This window comes from Streptomyces sp. NPDC050842, from assembly GCF_044456565.1.
Lineage (GTDB): Bacteria > Actinomycetota > Actinomycetes > Streptomycetales > Streptomycetaceae > Streptomyces.
In genome coordinates, this window is record NZ_JBITGA010000013.1 from 47,522 (window position 1) to 62,800 (window position 15,279).

At 73.3% G+C, this 15,279-nt stretch carries 13 protein-coding genes, 1 tRNA gene and 1 pseudogene; 8 read left to right on the forward strand and 7 right to left on the reverse strand.

The window, feature by feature from the left end:
• Positions 1-222: 222 nt before the first annotated feature.
• From ACIBG6_RS34460 to ACIBG6_RS34475, 4 genes are all read right to left on the reverse strand, one after another.
• Entirely contained in the window at positions 223-1,128 is a 906-nt protein-coding gene (locus ACIBG6_RS34460) for a hypothetical protein (RefSeq protein ID WP_399226650.1), read from the reverse strand.
• Positions 1,125-2,138 carry an SPFH domain-containing protein gene (locus tag ACIBG6_RS34465; protein ID WP_399226651.1) on the reverse strand — a complete coding sequence of 338 codons (1,014 nt, stop codon included), beginning with the start codon at positions 2,136-2,138 and terminating at the stop codon, positions 1,125-1,127. The genes ACIBG6_RS34460 and ACIBG6_RS34465 overlap by 4 nt, the downstream gene beginning before the upstream one ends.
• 68 nt (positions 2,139-2,206) lie before the next feature.
• The gene (locus tag ACIBG6_RS34470; RefSeq protein ID WP_399226652.1) at positions 2,207-3,310 is read right to left on the reverse strand and encodes a DMT family transporter; all 1,104 of its coding nucleotides are present in this window, start codon (positions 3,308-3,310) and stop codon (positions 2,207-2,209) included.
• Entirely contained in the window at positions 3,307-4,221 is a 915-nt protein-coding gene (locus ACIBG6_RS34475) for a phosphatase PAP2 family protein (protein ID WP_399226653.1), read from the reverse strand. Before ACIBG6_RS34475 ends, ACIBG6_RS34470 begins: the two co-directional genes overlap by 4 nt.
• A gap of 151 nt (positions 4,222-4,372) precedes the next feature.
• On the opposite strand from ACIBG6_RS34475, the gene ACIBG6_RS34480 reads away from it, so the two are divergent.
• On the forward strand, positions 4,373-4,975 hold the full coding sequence (locus ACIBG6_RS34480) for a TetR/AcrR family transcriptional regulator (protein WP_399226654.1): 603 nt from the start codon (positions 4,373-4,375) through the stop codon (positions 4,973-4,975).
• 29 nt (positions 4,976-5,004) lie between these two features.
• The gene (locus ACIBG6_RS34485) at positions 5,005-5,394 is read left to right on the forward strand and encodes a DUF488 domain-containing protein (RefSeq protein WP_399226655.1); all 390 of its coding nucleotides are present in this window, start codon (positions 5,005-5,007) and stop codon (positions 5,392-5,394) included.
• Positions 5,395-5,400: 6 nt separating this feature from the next.
• Here ACIBG6_RS34485 and ACIBG6_RS34490 read toward each other — a convergent pair whose 3' ends face one another.
• Positions 5,401-5,970 (reverse strand): DUF309 domain-containing protein, encoded by a 570-nt coding sequence (locus tag ACIBG6_RS34490; RefSeq protein WP_399226656.1) that lies wholly within the window; start codon positions 5,968-5,970, stop codon positions 5,401-5,403.
• A 213-nt stretch (positions 5,971-6,183) separates the two neighbouring features.
• Between ACIBG6_RS34490 and ACIBG6_RS34495 the strand changes: the two genes are divergently transcribed.
• The 4 genes from ACIBG6_RS34495 to ACIBG6_RS34510 all read left to right on the forward strand — a co-directional run bounded on the left by ACIBG6_RS34495 (position 6,184) and on the right by ACIBG6_RS34510 (position 11,606).
• Positions 6,184-8,874 (forward strand): ATP-binding protein, encoded by a 2,691-nt coding sequence (locus ACIBG6_RS34495; protein ID WP_399226815.1) that lies wholly within the window; start codon positions 6,184-6,186, stop codon positions 8,872-8,874.
• Positions 8,875-8,927: 53 nt separating this feature from the next.
• Positions 8,928-9,001: transfer RNA gene (locus ACIBG6_RS34500), tRNA-Pro, on the forward strand.
• A gap of 444 nt (positions 9,002-9,445) precedes the next feature.
• On the forward strand, positions 9,446-10,039 hold the full coding sequence (locus ACIBG6_RS34505; protein ID WP_399226657.1) for a hypothetical protein: 594 nt from the start codon (positions 9,446-9,448) through the stop codon (positions 10,037-10,039).
• A 691-nt stretch (positions 10,040-10,730) separates the two neighbouring features.
• Positions 10,731-11,606: a hypothetical protein gene (locus ACIBG6_RS34510; RefSeq protein ID WP_399226658.1), complete on the forward strand. Its 876-nt coding sequence runs from the start codon at positions 10,731-10,733 to the stop codon at positions 11,604-11,606.
• 284 nt (positions 11,607-11,890) lie between these two features.
• Here the strand turns inward: ACIBG6_RS34510 and ACIBG6_RS34515 are convergent, their stop codons facing one another.
• Together ACIBG6_RS34515 and rpmF are read right to left on the reverse strand one after the other, a co-directional pair.
• Positions 11,891-13,063 carry a GTP-binding protein gene (locus ACIBG6_RS34515; RefSeq protein WP_399226659.1) on the reverse strand — a complete coding sequence of 391 codons (1,173 nt, stop codon included), beginning with the start codon at positions 13,061-13,063 and terminating at the stop codon, positions 11,891-11,893.
• A gap of 4 nt (positions 13,064-13,067) precedes the next feature.
• On the reverse strand, positions 13,068-13,238 hold the full coding sequence (rpmF, locus tag ACIBG6_RS34520) for a 50S ribosomal protein L32 (protein WP_399226661.1): 171 nt from the start codon (positions 13,236-13,238) through the stop codon (positions 13,068-13,070).
• A gap of 319 nt (positions 13,239-13,557) precedes the next feature.
• Between rpmF and ACIBG6_RS34525 the strand changes: the two are divergent.
• Together ACIBG6_RS34525 and ACIBG6_RS34530 are read left to right on the forward strand one after the other, a co-directional pair.
• A pseudogene (locus ACIBG6_RS34525) lies at positions 13,558-14,337 on the forward strand (Tat pathway signal sequence domain protein); the annotation flags it as partial.
• Positions 14,323-15,243 carry a discoidin domain-containing protein gene (locus tag ACIBG6_RS34530; RefSeq protein WP_399226816.1) on the forward strand — a complete coding sequence of 307 codons (921 nt, stop codon included), beginning with the start codon at positions 14,323-14,325 and terminating at the stop codon, positions 15,241-15,243. The pseudogene ACIBG6_RS34525 and the gene ACIBG6_RS34530, both read left to right, overlap by 15 nt.
• The last annotated feature ends 36 nt before the right edge of the window (positions 15,244-15,279 follow it).

Sequence of the window (15,279 nt, forward strand, 5' to 3'; positions counted from 1 at the left end):
TCGGCGGCGGGGGAGGGGCCTCCGGAGGCCCGGCGACCGGCGAACGCCGGCCGCGCCGGTCCGCGCGCTCCGGCGCAGACCACCGGGCTTGCACCGACGCCGGGAACGGCACGGAAGAGGCAGCCCCTTCCGGCCCGGGCCCGGGCCTCGGCCTCGGCCCCGGCCCCGGTCCCGGGCCCTGAGACCGATACGGCCCCAGCTCCGGACCCCCCCACCCGCCCGTCAACCCACCAACCTGAGGCGGGTTTCCGCTGTCGTGAGGCGGATCGTCTGGCCCCAGGTCAGGTGTAGCGCGTCCGATTCGACGCCGTCGCCGAAGGCCACCAGGCGGTCCGATTCGACCGTGAGGCGCAGGCCCTGGCCCGCGTCGAGGAGGCCCTCGACGCGGCTCGTGCCGGTCGTCGGCGACGGCCAGGCCTCGCGGACGAACCAGGCGAGCCGGGCGTCCGCCGGGGCGGGCATGGCGAGCGCGCTGGAGCGCTGTTCCCACAGGGAGCGCAGCCAGCCCGTGGCCCCGGTGCCGGTGCCGACGAGGACGCCCGACGAGGCCTGCGCCTCGGGCTCCGGTGGGAGGCGTGCGCCGTCGAGCCCCAGCGTGTAGCGCGCGGTCTGGTGGCCGGGCGGACCGACGTAGATCTCGTTCAGCGCGAGGAGCCGCTGCGCGTCGTCGGTGACCGCCTCCACCATCGTCAGCTCGTCGACCGTCGCTCCGTCCCCCGCCGCGTACGGAAGCAGCCGCCGCGCGTGGGCCGCGCGGTGTCGGACCAGGACGCCCGCGTTGCGCCCGGGGTCCGCGTCGATGCCGATCACCGGCTGTCCCGTCAGGTACTTCGCCGCGTTGGCGACCAGTCCGTCCTGTCCGACCACCACGATGACGTCCTCGGGGCCGAACAGGAACCGGTCCAGATCGGCGCGTTCCACCCGGGTCTGCCGCCACGACAGCGGGACCGCGCCCGCCACGTCGGCGAGCGCCCGGTGGGCGCGCTCGTGCCGCTCCCGTACGGCCTCGACCGAGCGGCCGCGTGCGGAGAGGAAGAACGCGGCCTGGCCGTGCGTACCGTGCCGGGCGAGCAGCTCCTCGTACTCCGTGGTCCGGTGCACGAGGACCGCGCGCGGCGCGAGGCTCACGACCTGGCCCCGCCCTCGCCGCCGCCCAGCTTCGCGAGGAGCCCGGTCAGCACGTCGGGGGAGAGCGTGAGGTGCTCGATGCGGGGCAGGTTCTCCGCGGCCCGGTTCACCGCCAGGGCGTGCAGCGTCGCCGGCTCCGCCTCCGCGTGCGCCCGCAGCCAGGCCGACTGCGCGCCGGCCCGCGCCTCGCCGACCAGGTGCGCCGCCTCGGCCTCGGCCCGGGCGAGCCGGACCTTCCGTACGGCCTCGGCCTCGGCCCGTACCGCGTCGGCGGCCGCGCTCTCCTCGGCCTCGCGGCGCGCGTTGGTGCCGCGCTGCTCGACGAGCCGCTCTTCCTGGCGGGCCAGCTCGATCTTGCTGGCGAGTTCGTTCTCGGCGATGGCGCGCTCGCGCTCGACCGCCACGGCCCGGCGCTCGTACGTGGCGCGGTCCGCCTCCTGCTGGATCTGCTCACGGGCGGGGGTGCGCAGGGCGCGCTCGACCTCCGGCTCGGGGCGGATCGCCACCACCCGGACCGCGACCAGTTCGATGCCTGTGTCCGGCAGGCGCGGTTCGTCCGCGAGGCCGGCCGAGATCCGGTCGCGTACGGCCGCCACCCCGTCGACGAGCGCCGCCGCCAGCGTCGTACGGGCGAGGACGTCGAGGGCGTGCTGCTGGGCGGTCTCGGTGAGGAGGGTCGCGATCTGCTCCAGCGGCGTACCGCGCCAGGCGCCGGTGTCCGGGTCGATCGAGAAGTCGAGCCGGGTGGCCGCCGCGCCCGGGTCGCCGATCCGGTACGTGACGGTGGACTGCACGCTGACGTCCTGGAAGTCGGCCGTGCGGGCGTGGAAGGCCATCGCCAGCTCCCGGTCGTTCACCGGTACTTCGGACAGTGCGGCGGTACGCGGCCGGAACCAGAAGCTCAGCCCTTCGCCGTCGTGGACGAGCTGTCCGCGGCGCTGGTGGCGGATGTGGGCGGTGGGCGCGGAGCGCAGATGGCGCCAGCCGGACCGCCGGGTGATGTCTGCCATGGAAACCCCCTTGTCGTCATGTTGACGATAGGGGGTTCCTTCGGTTTTCGTCAATATGACGAAAGTGATCACCCGGAGAGCGACGCGGAAGCCGGCTCCACCTCCGGAACGGAGTGGGGAAGGGGGAGGGGAAGGGTGAGCGGCGCGGGGTGGTCGGTGGCCCGGGGCGGTGGCACCGGCCGGGAACCCGCCACGACGGTGGAGGTGGAGGTGGGGGTGGAGGTGGCGGAGGGGACGGAAGTGGCGGAGGTCGAGGGCGACTCGGGGGCCTGCGGGCCGCCCTTCGTCAGGAGCACCACGCCCCGCGCCGCGACCAGCGACGCCGCGGCCGCGATCGGCCAGCCCCATGCGCCCGCCCGGAAGGTCTCGCCGAGCAGGGCCACGCCGATGATCGCGGCGGCCGCCGGATTGGAGAGGTTGACGACGGCCAGCGGCGCCGCGAGCCCGCCCCGGTAGGCCGTCTGCGAGAGCAGGAGCCCGCCCACGGCGAAGCCCGAGATGAGGACGGCGAGCAGGGCGGTCTGCCACCAGACGGGTTCCCTGCCGGGCAGTTCGAGCGCGAGCGCCGCCGTCAGGGTCTGCGTCAGGGCGGAACCGACGCCCGACGCGATGCCGGAGGCGGTCGCGTGCCCGAGCCCGCGGGTCCCGGTGCCGCCGTCCGCGCCGTCGCCCTTGCCTCCCGTGTCGTCGCGCCTCCGCGACACGCGGCCCGAGGCGAGTGCGGCGATGAGGAGAGCCGTCGCCGCGGCCACGATCAGGGCCTCGCGCAGGCTGAGCGCCTCGCCCGGCTCCGCCGGTCCGGTCATCGCGACCAGGCCGACGAGCCCGCCCAGGGTCAGCAGCGCTCCGCGCCACTCGGTCCGGGTCACGCGCCGGCGCGCGCAGTACGCGCCCAGGGGCAGCGCCGCCACGAGCGTCAGGGCGCCGAGCGGCTGAACCAGCGTCAGCGGCCCGTAGTGCAGGGCGGCCACATGGGCGAGCGCCCCGGCGGCGTTCAGGCCGACCGCCCACCACCACTGCCCGCGGGCGAGGAGCGCGCGGAGCGCCCCGCGCCCGGCGGGGGCGGCCGAGGAGGCGGCGAGTCGTGACTGCGCGACGGCGGCGAGCGCGTACCCGGCGGCGGAGACGAGCGAGAGGAGCACCGCGAGGACGGTGCCGGCGACGGGGCTCATCGCAGGGCCCCGGCCGGGAGGGCACTCGTACGGCGCTGACCCGGCACGGTCGGCGGCGGCGGCGCACCGCGGCGGTCCGGGGCCCGGAAGGCGAGCAGCGCGAGGCCGAGGAGTGCGGCGGCGGCCAGGGCGTCGAACCAGTAGTGGTTGGCGGTGCCGACGATGACGAGCAGGGTGAGCAGCGGGTGCAGCAGCCACAGGACGCGCCAGCGGGAGCGGGTGGCGACGATCAGGCCGATCGCGACCATCAGGGCCCAGCCGAAGTGCAGCGACGGCATGGCGGCGAACTGGTTCGCCATCGAGTCCGCCTCGGGGGTGGCCCCGTACACGGAGGGGCCGTAGACCCGCGCCGTGTCGACGAGGCCGGTGGCGGCGAGCATGCGCGGCGGGGCGAGCGGCATCAGCAGGTGCAGGGCGAGCGCGGCGCCGGTGAGGAGCGCGAGGACGCGGCGCGACCACACGTAGTGGGCGGGGCGTCGCCAGTACAGCCAGCCGAGGAAGGCGATGGTGGCGGGGAAGTGCACGGCCGCGTAGTAGGTGTTGGCGGCCCGGATCAGCGGTTCGGCGTGCATCAGCAGCTGCTGGATCGTTCCCTCGCCGGGGAGGTGGAGCGCGCGCTCGGCGTCCCAGACGAGGTCGGCGTTGTGGAAGGCGCGGGTCTCGTGGCCGTTGGCGACGAGCCGGCCGAGCTTGTAGACGAGGAAGAGCGCGGTGACGAGCACGAACTCGCGCAGGAGTGGCGGTCGCGCGGCCGCCTCGCGGGCTTCGGGGGTGCCGCGATCGCCGGAATCCGATCGGCCCGCGTCACCCTCGTGACCCTCGCGGCCTTCGGGCTCGCCGGGGCCGGGGGTAGCCGTCGTCCCCGGTCCTGGAGGACGTCGTCCTCGTGTCCCGCGTATCCCGGCAGCCATCGCGCGGCCCCTCTAATCCGTCAAACCGGTAGCAAACGGAGTGAGCCTAGATCCGATTTCATCGAGACGCAAGCGTCTCGATACGTTTGCGTCTCGATTGTGCACCCCCTACTCTCGTATGTGCAGAGGCAGAGGTGTCCGGGAGGATTCGATGTCCACACAGGCCGCGACCGCCGCAGCCCGTCGCAGCAAGATCACGCCGGAGCGCGAGACGGAGCTGTACGACGCGGTGATCTGCCTCCTCAGGGAAGGCGGCTACGACTCGGTGACCATGGAGGGCGTCGCGGCCCGCACCAAGTGCGGCAAGGCCACCCTCTACCGCCAGTGGGGCACGAAGCCGCAGCTCGTCACCGCCGCGCTCGCCCGGCGCCGCTGCACCGTCTTCACCGGCATCGACACCGGATCCCTCGCCGGCGACCTGCGCGAGGCCGCCCGGATCGCCGCCTCCCACCGCGAACGCGACGCCGAGCTCATGGAGGCCGTGGCCCAGGCCTTCATCCAGCACCCCGACCTGCGCGCCGCGCTCCGCGAGACCGTCATCGCCCCCGAGGTCGCCGCCATCGACGCCGTGGTGGCGCGCGCGGTCGAGCGGGGCGAGATCGCCGCCGACAATCCCGCGATCGCCTTCGTCGCCCCGTGCTTCATGGGCATGCTCCGCATCGAGCGGATCTTCGAGGAGCGGTTCGCCGAGACCTCGACCATGCGCGGCTTCGTGGACGCCGTCCTCCTTCCGGCGCTGCGCGCCGAGAGGTGACGACCCGGCCCGTCCGGCACCCTGGATACATGCCGCCGAGCACCCCCCATGCCCACGCCCACGTCCGCGTCCGCCGGATCTACGAGACCCCGTCGTCCGACGACGGCATCCGTGTCCTCGTCGACCGGCTCTGGCCCCGCGGGCTCGCCAAGACGGACGCCCGCATCGACGAGTGGCCCAAGGCCCTGACGCCCTCCACCGAGCTGCGCCGCTGGTACCACGGCCCCGAGGGGGAGTACGCGGAGTTCTGCCGGCGGTACGAGGCCGAGCTCGCCGCCCCCGAGGCCGCGGCGGCCCTCGACCGGCTCCGGGAGCTGGCCGCGCGGGACACCGTCACGCTGCTCACCGCCGCCAAGGACCCCTCGGCCAGCCACACGTCCGTACTGGAACGCGAACTCGCCCCGCAGGCAGGGGAGTAGCGCGAGTCACGCGCCCGGACCGCGCAACCGCGGCGCCTCCGCGGTCGCGTCGACCTCCGTGCGGGACGTTTCGGAACGGTCGGCCAACTCCCTCGCCCACGCCACGAGTCCGCCGACATCGATCCCGTACGGACTGTCGTCCGAGCTTTCATGCCTACCGTCATGCGAACCGTCATGCGAGCCGCCATACGAGCTGTCATGCGAGCCGTCGTGCGAACTCCCCAGTGCAGCAAGCCGATCGGCGCCCCTGCGCAGGAGCCGCGCCCCGCCCTCCCGGTTGCCGCGCGCCGCGTGCGTGAGACCGACCGCGAGCTGCGCGAGCCCCTGCCACAGGTCGCGTTCCGCCTCGGGGCCCGACTTCCACGCGTCCTCGAAGACCTCGTGGGCGTGGAACGGCATCCCGGCGTCAAGGAGCCGCTGCGCCTCGCGCAGGGTCTCGGCGGAGGTGCGCACGACGCCCTCGGGCTGCCGTGGCACTCCCTCGGCCCCGTAGGGCAAGGGGCGGCCGAGCCCGTCACGGGGGCGTGCGCTCCGCGCCCGCCCCTCCTCGTCGCGATCCCTCGTCGTCCGGTTCACCCGTCCATTGTCGCCCCCGGAACGATCAGGGGCGGTAGGCTCGTCGGTCCGACGTTTCCCGGGTCCGTGTGGGTCGCACGGGCAAGGCGGGTCGCGTCGTGCCCGTAGCTCTTGTGGGGGAGTGAGTCACCGGTGCTGTCGGAACCCGAACAGCCACTGCCCGTAGGGGCGTTCACGGCCCTGGCCGCGGCTGCCCGACCGGAGCGGGGCGTCCTGCTCGAACGCGCCCCGGAGCTCGCCGCGGCCTTCCACGCCGTCGACGCGCTCGTCGCCGGGGCCGCGGCCGGCGGACCCGCCCGGGGCGGGGTCCTCGTCCTCCGGGGCGACCCGGGCGTCGGCAAGACGACCCTCCTCGCCGAGATCCACCGCGTGGCCCGGGACCGGTGCACGGTCCTGACCGCCCGCGGCGGCGAGACCCTCACCCCGGTCCCCTTCCACCTCACGCGCCAGCTTCTCCAGCCCGCCCTGGACGGCTACGGCTCCGACGGCGTCCACCACCTCTTCGGCGACCACTTCGACCTCGTCGCACCCGCCCTCGGTCTCGCCCCGCCGCCCCCGCCGTCGGCCGCGCCCGCCGACCCGCAGGGCGTACGGGACGGCTTGGTCCGGCTCCTCGACCGCCTCGCGGACGGCCTGCGCGACCGGCCCCTCGTGCTGCTCGTGGACGACGCCCACTGGGCGGACACGGAGACCCTGACCTGGCTCGACGCCTTCACGCGCACGCGACAGGACCGCCGACTGCCGGTCCTCGTCGTCCTCGCCCACCGCCCGCTGCCGAGCGACGGGGGCGACGCGGGCGACGGGGACGGCGACACGCACCCGCTCGCCGCACTGGCGGACCGCGCCCTCCTGACGCTCGGGCTGCACGCCCTCACCCGCGAGGCCACCGACGAGCTCGCCCGCGAGGCGCTCGGCGCCCACGCGGACGAGCCGTTCTGCCGGGAGCTCTGGACGGTGACCGCCGGCAACCCGTACGAGACGGTCGAACTCCTCGCCAAGGTCAGGGACCGGACGCTCGAACCCGTCGCGGGCACGGCGGGCCTGCTCCGGGGCCTCGCCGCGGGCGCCCGCGGCGGCGGCCTCGTCACCCGCCTCGAAGCGCTCGGCAGCGGCCCGACCCGCCTCGCCTGGGCGGTCGCCGTCCTCGGCGCGGACAGCACCCCGGACCTCCTCGCGCAACTCACGGGCATGGACACGCAGGAACTCGCCGACCACACGGAACGGCTCCGCCGGGCCAGGATCGTCACGACGCCGCCGCCACGGACCCCGCTCGCCGCCCCGCCGCTGGAGTTCGCGCACCCGCTCATCGGAACCGCCGTGTACGGCTCGGTGCCGCCGGCCGTCCGTACCGCCCTGCACGGGCGCGCCGCCTGGGCGCTCACCGAAGCGGGCCACGGACCGGCGGCCGCCTCCCGCCACCTCCTCGAAGTCCACCCGGACGACGACGAGGACGTCGTCCGCCGGCTACGGGCCGCCGCCGTCGAGCACCTGGCCGTCGGAGCCCCCGACGCGGCCCGCCGCTGCCTGGAACGGGCCCTCGCGGAGCCGCCCGGCCCCGACACGTACGCCAGGGTCCTGTACGAACTCGGCTGCGCGTCCCTGCTCACGGCGCCCGCCGCCACCGTCCTCCACCTGCGCTCCGCGCTCGACCTGCCCGGCCTCGACGACGCCCTGCGCACCGACGCGACCTACCGGCTCGCGCAGGCCCTCGCCCACAACAACCAGCTTCACGAGGCCGCGCGGGCCGTCGCCGCCGAGGCGGCCCGCACCCCGCCAGGCACCGGCCGACGCCGCCTCCAGGCGGCCCACTTCATGTACGAGGGATTCCAGGCGACCGAGGAGGACGGCCCCGGCCGCTCCCGCCGCCTGGCCGACCTCACCACCGCCCTCACCGGAGCCGACAACTCCGAACGCGCCCTCCTCGCCGTCCGGGGCTTCGACGCGATGCTCCGCGGCGAACCAGCCACCGAGGTCGTACGCCTCTGTGACAGTGCCCTCGTCGACGGGCTGCCCGCCCGCGGCCTCGGCTGGACGAACTCCACCTGGGGCTTCGAGATCCCGGCCCTCACCGGCATCGCGTACGTGTTCGCCGACCGGCCCGACCGGGCGGAGACGCTGTTCACCGAGGCGGTCCGGGCCTTCGAGATCTCCGGCTGGAGCGGCGCCCACCTCGCCTTCGCCCGCACCCTCCTCGGCCTGGTGCACCGGCGCCGAGGCGACCTGCCGCGCGCCCAGCACCACCTGGAGGAGGGCCTGCGCCTGGCCGACCGGGTCGGCCAAGGCCTCCCCGTCCACTGGGACACCGCCTGCCTCCTCGTCGACACCCTCCTCGCCCGCGGCCGTACCGTCGAGGCGCGGAGCATCGCCGACCGCTACGCCTTCGGCCCGCCCTGGCCGGGCGCGATCGTGCTGCCCGACGGCCCCAGCGTCCTCGGCCGGCTGCTGCTCGCCGAAGGCCGCACCGAGGACGCCGTACGCACCCTCGAAGAGGCGGCCGAGACGCTGACCGCCCGCGGCCGGCACCACGTCGTCTGGGCCCCCTGGCCCTTCGACCTCGCCAGGGCCCTCGCCTCCGAGGACCCGGACCGCGCGGCGCGCATCGCCGCCGACGCCCTGACCCACGCCGAACGCCTCGGCACCCCCACGGCCTTGGGCGAGGCCCTGCGCTGCGCCGCGCTCTTCGCGGACCCGCCGGAGGCCCGCGACCTCCTCACCCGGGCCGTCACCCACCTCGCGGCCTCCCCGTCCCGCTACGAGGAGGCCCGCGCCCACCTCGACCTCGGCCACGTCACCGGCTCCCCGGCGGCCTTCGCCCGAGCGGCCACCCTGGCCGCGACCTGCGGCGCAGACGCCCTCGCCGCGACAGCGGTGACAGCCCGTGCGTCAGCCCACCCCCCGGAGTGAGGTAGTGTTTCTCCTGCACGCCGACGCGGGGAAAACCCGCGGGGGACGCGCATCGGGACGTGGCGCAGCTTGGTAGCGCACTTGACTGGGGGTCAAGGGGTCGCAGGTTCAAATCCTGTCGTCCCGACTTTTCGAAGTCGCAGGTCAGGGGCCGTTTCAGAGCAATCTGAAGCGGCCCCTTGATCGTTTCTGGGGACCACTTGGGGACCAACCCGCCTAGCGGGCGACCACGATCGGGCTCGGCAGGGAGCGCGGCGCGCGGAGCGCGCTGAGGTGCGCCGAGAGGGCAGCGCCAGCGGCGGTGATCTTGTGGACGTCGGGGTGCAGGTACCGCTGCGTGGTGGTCAGCGAGCCGTGCCCGGCGATCTTGCGCGGGACGTGGACCTGACCCCGGCGTCGGCGAGCCAGGTGAGTCCGGTGTGCCGGAGGTCGTGGCGCCGCAGGTGTTCGTATCCGAGTTCCGTGACGACGTCGCCCAGTGGGTGGCGTCGCGCAGGACCGCGGTGGAGATGCGGCCTCCTCGGGGGCCGGTGAACATGCGCGCGCCGGGAGCTGGTCCGGCGGCCGGCATGTGCTGCGCGACGAGGGAACGGATCTCCTCGATGATGGGGACCCGGCGGGCTCGCTTGCCCTTCGTCCCCTTGTCGACGAGGCCACCCGGCGCCGGGGTGGTCTGGCGCCGGACGGTCCAGATCCAGGTGTCGGTGTCGATGTCCCCGACTCGGCAGCCGGAGACCTCGCCGATTCGCTTGGCCGTGCAGGCGACGAAGCGGACGACATCGCCCCAGGCTCCGTACTTGTCATGGGAGGCGGCCACGAGTGCGTCGGCCAGCTCGACGAGCGCTTCCCAGCCGGGCAGGGCGAGTGCTCGCGGGTCGAGGAGTTCATCCTCGGCCTGCTTGTAGAGCTTCTGCCAGCCCGTCACACGGGCCGGGTTGACCTTGATGTTGCCGTACCGGACCGCCTGCTCCATGACGCGGACCAGGACGGTGATGGTGTTCTCGACGGTCGAGCGACCGTGCTTGTCGGCGATCCAGTTCTGAACGGTTCGGCCGATGGCCCCGTTGGTGATCATCCGGACCGGCAGGTGCCCGAGGGCCGGCACTACGCGCACTCGCCATCCTGCGAGATAGGGATCGCGCGTCTTCAATTCCAGTCCCCGTAGGGCGAGTTCCATGTTCGTGTGGCTCGGAACCGATCGGACGCCTGGCTGAGGCTTTCTGGAGTAGGGGGAAACCTGCCGTGACGAGATGGGGCGGCGCCCCTTGGTCCCCGCCCGAAAGGTGAATCCCCGGGCGCGCGCGGTTACACGGCGAAGGTCCTCGACCCTCCCATGCGCCGGCGACACCAGCCTCGCCGCGTGCATCCTCGGCCGCAAGGCCCCAGTTCGCCGTCGACACCAGTCATCCCGTCGACGCCCTCTGTCTTGCTACGCCTTCCCGGCGCACCGCTCGGTCCGGCAGCCGTCTCGAAGCCATCGCCGTCCTGTACGGGGCTCACTCGCACGCCAGACTCGGAGACGGTCCCGAAGTCCACCGCTACGACGGCACCGCGCTCACTCTTCTCGGTCGCGTGGGGACGACGGAGCCATCGTCCCCTTCTGCTTTCGCACCTGGGATACAGGGGCGTCTACCTCGCCCGTGCAGCCCGTGTCCATACGGCACCGGCAACATGACCGGGGCCGCTCGGATCGGCGTACAGACCGCCGGGATCGGCACCGAAGCCGGCTCCGCACCGGATCACCGGCCACCTCGTTCGGCCGGATCGGACGCTTGCCCCGCACCGAGCAGGTGAAGGCCAGGTCGTCGGCGGAGGTTCGCTGCCGTCGATCGCCGGGGGTGGCGCACAGTGGTGGTGTGGATGTCGAAGAGGTCGCCGAGGAGCTGTACGGGCTGAAGCCGGCCGAGTTCGTGGCGGCGCGGGACGCGTACGTCGCGGAGGCGCGGAAGGTGAAGGACGCGGCGGCGGCGAAGGCGATCGCCGCCTTGCGTCGGCCGGCGCTCGCGGCGTGGGCGGCGAACCTTCTGGCTCGTGAGCGGCGGCGGGAGGCGGAGCAGTTCCTGACGGTGGGGGACACTCTGCGGGAGGCGCACCGGACGCTCGACGCCCAGCAGCTTCGTGTGGCGAGTCGGCAACGGCACCAGCTCGTCACCGCGCTCGCCCGTACCGCCGCAGACCTGGCCCGCGAGGCCGGGCAGCCGGTGAGTGACACGGTGCTGCACGAGATCGAGCAGACCCTCCAAGGGGTTCTCGCCGACCAAGGCGTCGCCGAACGGTGGTCGAAGGGCCGACTCGTGAGGGTGCCCGAGGCCACGGTCGGCTTCGCTGCTGTCGCCCCGGAGGCGGAGTCTGCCCACCCGGATCCGGCCGAGCGGCCCGAGCCGAAGAAGAAGCCCGGGCGTGAGGCGGAGCGGCGGCTGCGTGATCTCGAGCGCGCTCGTACGAAGGCGGAGGAGGCCGACGCCGAGGTGGGCAAGCGCGAGCGGGAGCTCGGCGATGCGCGTGATGCGCAGGAGGCCGCCGGAGCGAAGGCCGAGGAGGCCGAGGCGCGGGTGGTGCGCATGGAACACGAGCTGCAGGCGGCCCGTAAGGCGAAGACGAAGAGTGGGGTCCTTGTGACGGAGGCAGGTACGGCGGTGAAGGCGGCGGAGAGTGCCCTGCGGGAGGCGCGCCGGGTGGCCGAGCGGGCCGTCCGTGCGGTGGAGCGTCTGGAGGTGCAGGGCGAGCCGTAGGCGGCAGGTCGGCGCGGATTGTTCCGGCTCGGGCCGGCCGGCTGCCTCGCCCTTGCGGTTCGCCATCCCGCCCTCCTCGGTGACCTCCGGCGCCGCCGTTCCGGCCGCCCATGAGGTAGGTCGCGTGGTGCATGCCCGCGGGGCGTGATCGCATGGGGTGGAGACGGCTATCCACTGCGGTCGGTCGGGTCGGTCGATGCGACGGGGACCCGCCGGACGCCGTGCTTCAGTGATGGCCGGGCTGGGCGGTGCCGTGGCTGCGACCACCGCCCAGCCCGGAGTGTTCAGGCCGCCTCTGCCGCGTGCTCGTGGACGTCGCAGGCGGCGGCGGTGCCGTACGTCTCCCAGGCGGGGAACTCGTCGCCTCCCGGTACGGGTTCGCCTGGGGCGAGCGAACAGGCGCCCAGGGCCGCGAGGAGGGCTTCAGCGCGCAGGTCCGTGCCGATGAAGACCAGTTCCTGGCACTGCGTGGTGTCGGGTCCGCGCGTACCGGAGGGTTCGAAGCGGGCGACGTTGCCGGCCTGGGACCAGAGGCCGGTCATGTGGGGGCGGCTCGCGAGCCAGAAGAAGCCCTTGGAACGCAGGATGTTCCCGAAGGTGCCACTGTCGAGGCCCTTGGTGATGAACGTCCACAGCCTCGCGGGGTGGAAGGCGGCATCGGAGCGGAACACGACGGAAGAGATGCCGTACTCCTCGGTCTCGGGGACGTGGTCGCCGTTGAGCTCCTGGACCCAGCCGGGTGCCTGCTGCGCCTTCTCCACGTCGAACAGGCCGGTGCCCAGGATGTGTTCGAGGGCGACGTGTCCGCGCACGGCGGGCACTACGCGGGCGGCCGGGTTGAGTCGGGTGAGTGCGGCGCGCAGGTGCCTGGCGTCGTCAGGGTCCACCAGGTCGAGTTTGTTGATGACGATGACGTCGGCGAACTCGACCTGGTCGACGAGGAGATCGCTGATGGTTCGTTCGTCGTCCTCGTGGGCGGCGAGTCCACGCGTGGCCAGTTCGTCCCCGTCTCCGAGTTCGCGCAGGAAGTTCGCGGCGTCGACGACGGTGACCATGGTGTCGAGGCGGGCGAGATCGTCGAGGGTGGCTCCGTCGTCGCGGGGGAAGGAGAACGTGGCGGCGACCGGCATGGGCTCGGAGATGCCGCTGGACTCGATGAGCAGGTGGTCGAAGCGGCCTTCGCGGGCGAGCCGGTCGACCTCCGCCAGGAGGTCGTCGCGCAGGGTGCAGCAGATGCACCCGTTGGTCATCTCGACCAGCCGCTCCTCGGTGCGTGAGAGCGCCGCCTCGCCGCCGCGGACGAGTGCGGCGTCGATGTTGATCTCGCTCATGTCGTTGACGATGACCGCGACGCGCAGGCCCTCGCGGTTGCTGAGGACGTGGTTGAGCAGAGTGGTCTTGCCGGCGCCGAGGAAGCCGGACAGGACGGTCACCGGCAGGCGGTCGTGTGAGGTCACGCGCTCAGCCTTCGGGGTGGATGAGGCCGCGCTCGTACGCCTTCACCAGGCGCTGCGGGACCTGGTGGACGGAGCCGTCGATGGTGACCGGCACAAGCTGGGGCGTGGTCGCCTTCCACTGGGCGCGGCGGTGGCGGGTGTTGCTGCGGGACATCTTGCGCTTGGGGACGGCCATCGTGAGCTCCTGGGGATGCGGGAGGGTACGCAGGAGAGAGTAGATGAAAATGGCATCCATTATCAATCTATCCCTCTGTCCCTCTGTTCAGAGCGCGCGTGTATGTGGTTCCCGGACACCCTGTCCATCTGACTACAGCTTCGCGTCGCGGCCGACTGGTCCCGCCCGGACTCTGGTGGTTCGCGGGCGTTGCCGAGCCGACGTGGCGCCGTCCCGAGGCCGTACGTCCCGGGTTCAACTCGTTTGTTAGGAAGCTTTACTGACACCCCTTCCTCGGGCAGCATGGTCCGTACCTGACAACCTCATCGAGGGGTGACGTATGACGTACGGACGCTCAACGGTGGCCCTGCTGGCCGCACTTGCCCTGGGGCTGCTCGGCCTCGGCCTTCCCTCCGCCCCCGCCGAAGCGGCTCCCGTCTGGACGCTCCGCTGGTCCCCTGATCCGGCCGCCCAGGGCCTCGGCGCCTTCGAGACCGTCGAGGACGACCGGGCCGATTCGCACCCGGGTGCCGCTCCGCACATCAAGGTCGCGAACGGCGCCTATCGATTTGACATGCACACGGCGGACCGGGATACCTCCACCGACCGGCAGCGCCACGAGGTCACCGGCAACCGCACCTCGTCGTCGAGCTACCTGCAGTGGAGGCTCGGCGAGACCTGGCGGGTCACGTACTCCATGTACATCCCCGGCTCGCTGATGGCGACGACCAGCTTCACCCACATCATGCAGACCAAGCAGCCGGGCACGGGCACCTCCCCGATCACCGTGACGTCGCTGCGGCGCGTCGGCGGCGTCCAGACCATCGAGCACAAGGTCATCGCCGGGGACGTCCTGGTCGGCCGGACGAACCTGGAGCCCCTCCAGAACAAGTGGATCGACATCGAGTACGAGATCAAGATCGGCGACGGCACGGCAGGCGCCGTCCGTTGGGTGGTCAAGAGCGCGGGCACGACGGTCGTCGACGCGACGAAGACCGGCGTCGACACCTTCCTCGCCGACCGGGTCCGCCCCAAGTGGGGCATCTACCGGTCCCTCGGCGACACCTCGGGCTCCCTCCGCGACACCTATCTGCTCCTGCGCGACATGCGCGCCTACCAGCAGACCGGCACCGCCCCGGGTGGTGACACCCAGGCCCCGACCGTCCCGGGCGGACTGCGGGCGACCGGCGTCACGTCCGGCAGTGTCTCCCTGGCCTGGAACGCGGCCGCCGACGACGTGGGGGTGACCGGCTACGAGATCTACCGCGGCACCGCCCTCGTCGGCACCACCACCGGCACCGCGTACACCGACACCGGTCTCGTCGCCGCCACCCCGTACACCTACACCGTCCGGGCCAAGGACGCCGCCGGCAACCGCTCCGCCAACTCCGCGCCCCTCTCCGTCACGACCGCGTCCGCTCCCGGCACCGAGATCCTGCTCTCCCAGGGCAGGCCGACCACCGCCTCCTCCACGGAGTCCACCGGCTACGAGCCCGACAAAGCCGTCGACGGCCAGAGCGCCACCCGCTGGGCCTCCGCTGAGGGCATCGACCCCCAGTGGCTCCGCGTCGACCTCGGGACCACTGCCGCGCTCTCCCGCGTACGGCTCGACTGGGAGGCCGCCCACGCCTCCGCCTACCGGATCCAGTCCTCCGTCGACGGGGCGACCTGGACCGACCTCGCCACCGTCACGGGAGGCGACGGCGGCACCGACGAACTCACGGTGAGCGGCGACGCCCGCTACGTACGGATGTACGGCACCCAGCGGGGCACGCCGTACGGCTACTCGCTCCACGAGTTCAAGGTGTACGGCACCACCGGGACCACCGGCACCCCGGCCCCGGCGCCCACCCCCACCCCGTCACCGACCCCGACACCGTCGGGCAGTTGGCAGGCCGGCGTCGCCTACGCGGTGGGCGCCCAGGTCACCTACGACGGGACCGGCTACCGCTGCCTGCAGGCCCACACCTCACAGCCGGGCTGGGAGCCTTCCGTGAGCCCCGCGCTCTGGGAGCGGTCGGCGTGATGCTCCTGGGGGCCTCGTCCCACTCGGGCGCGCAGC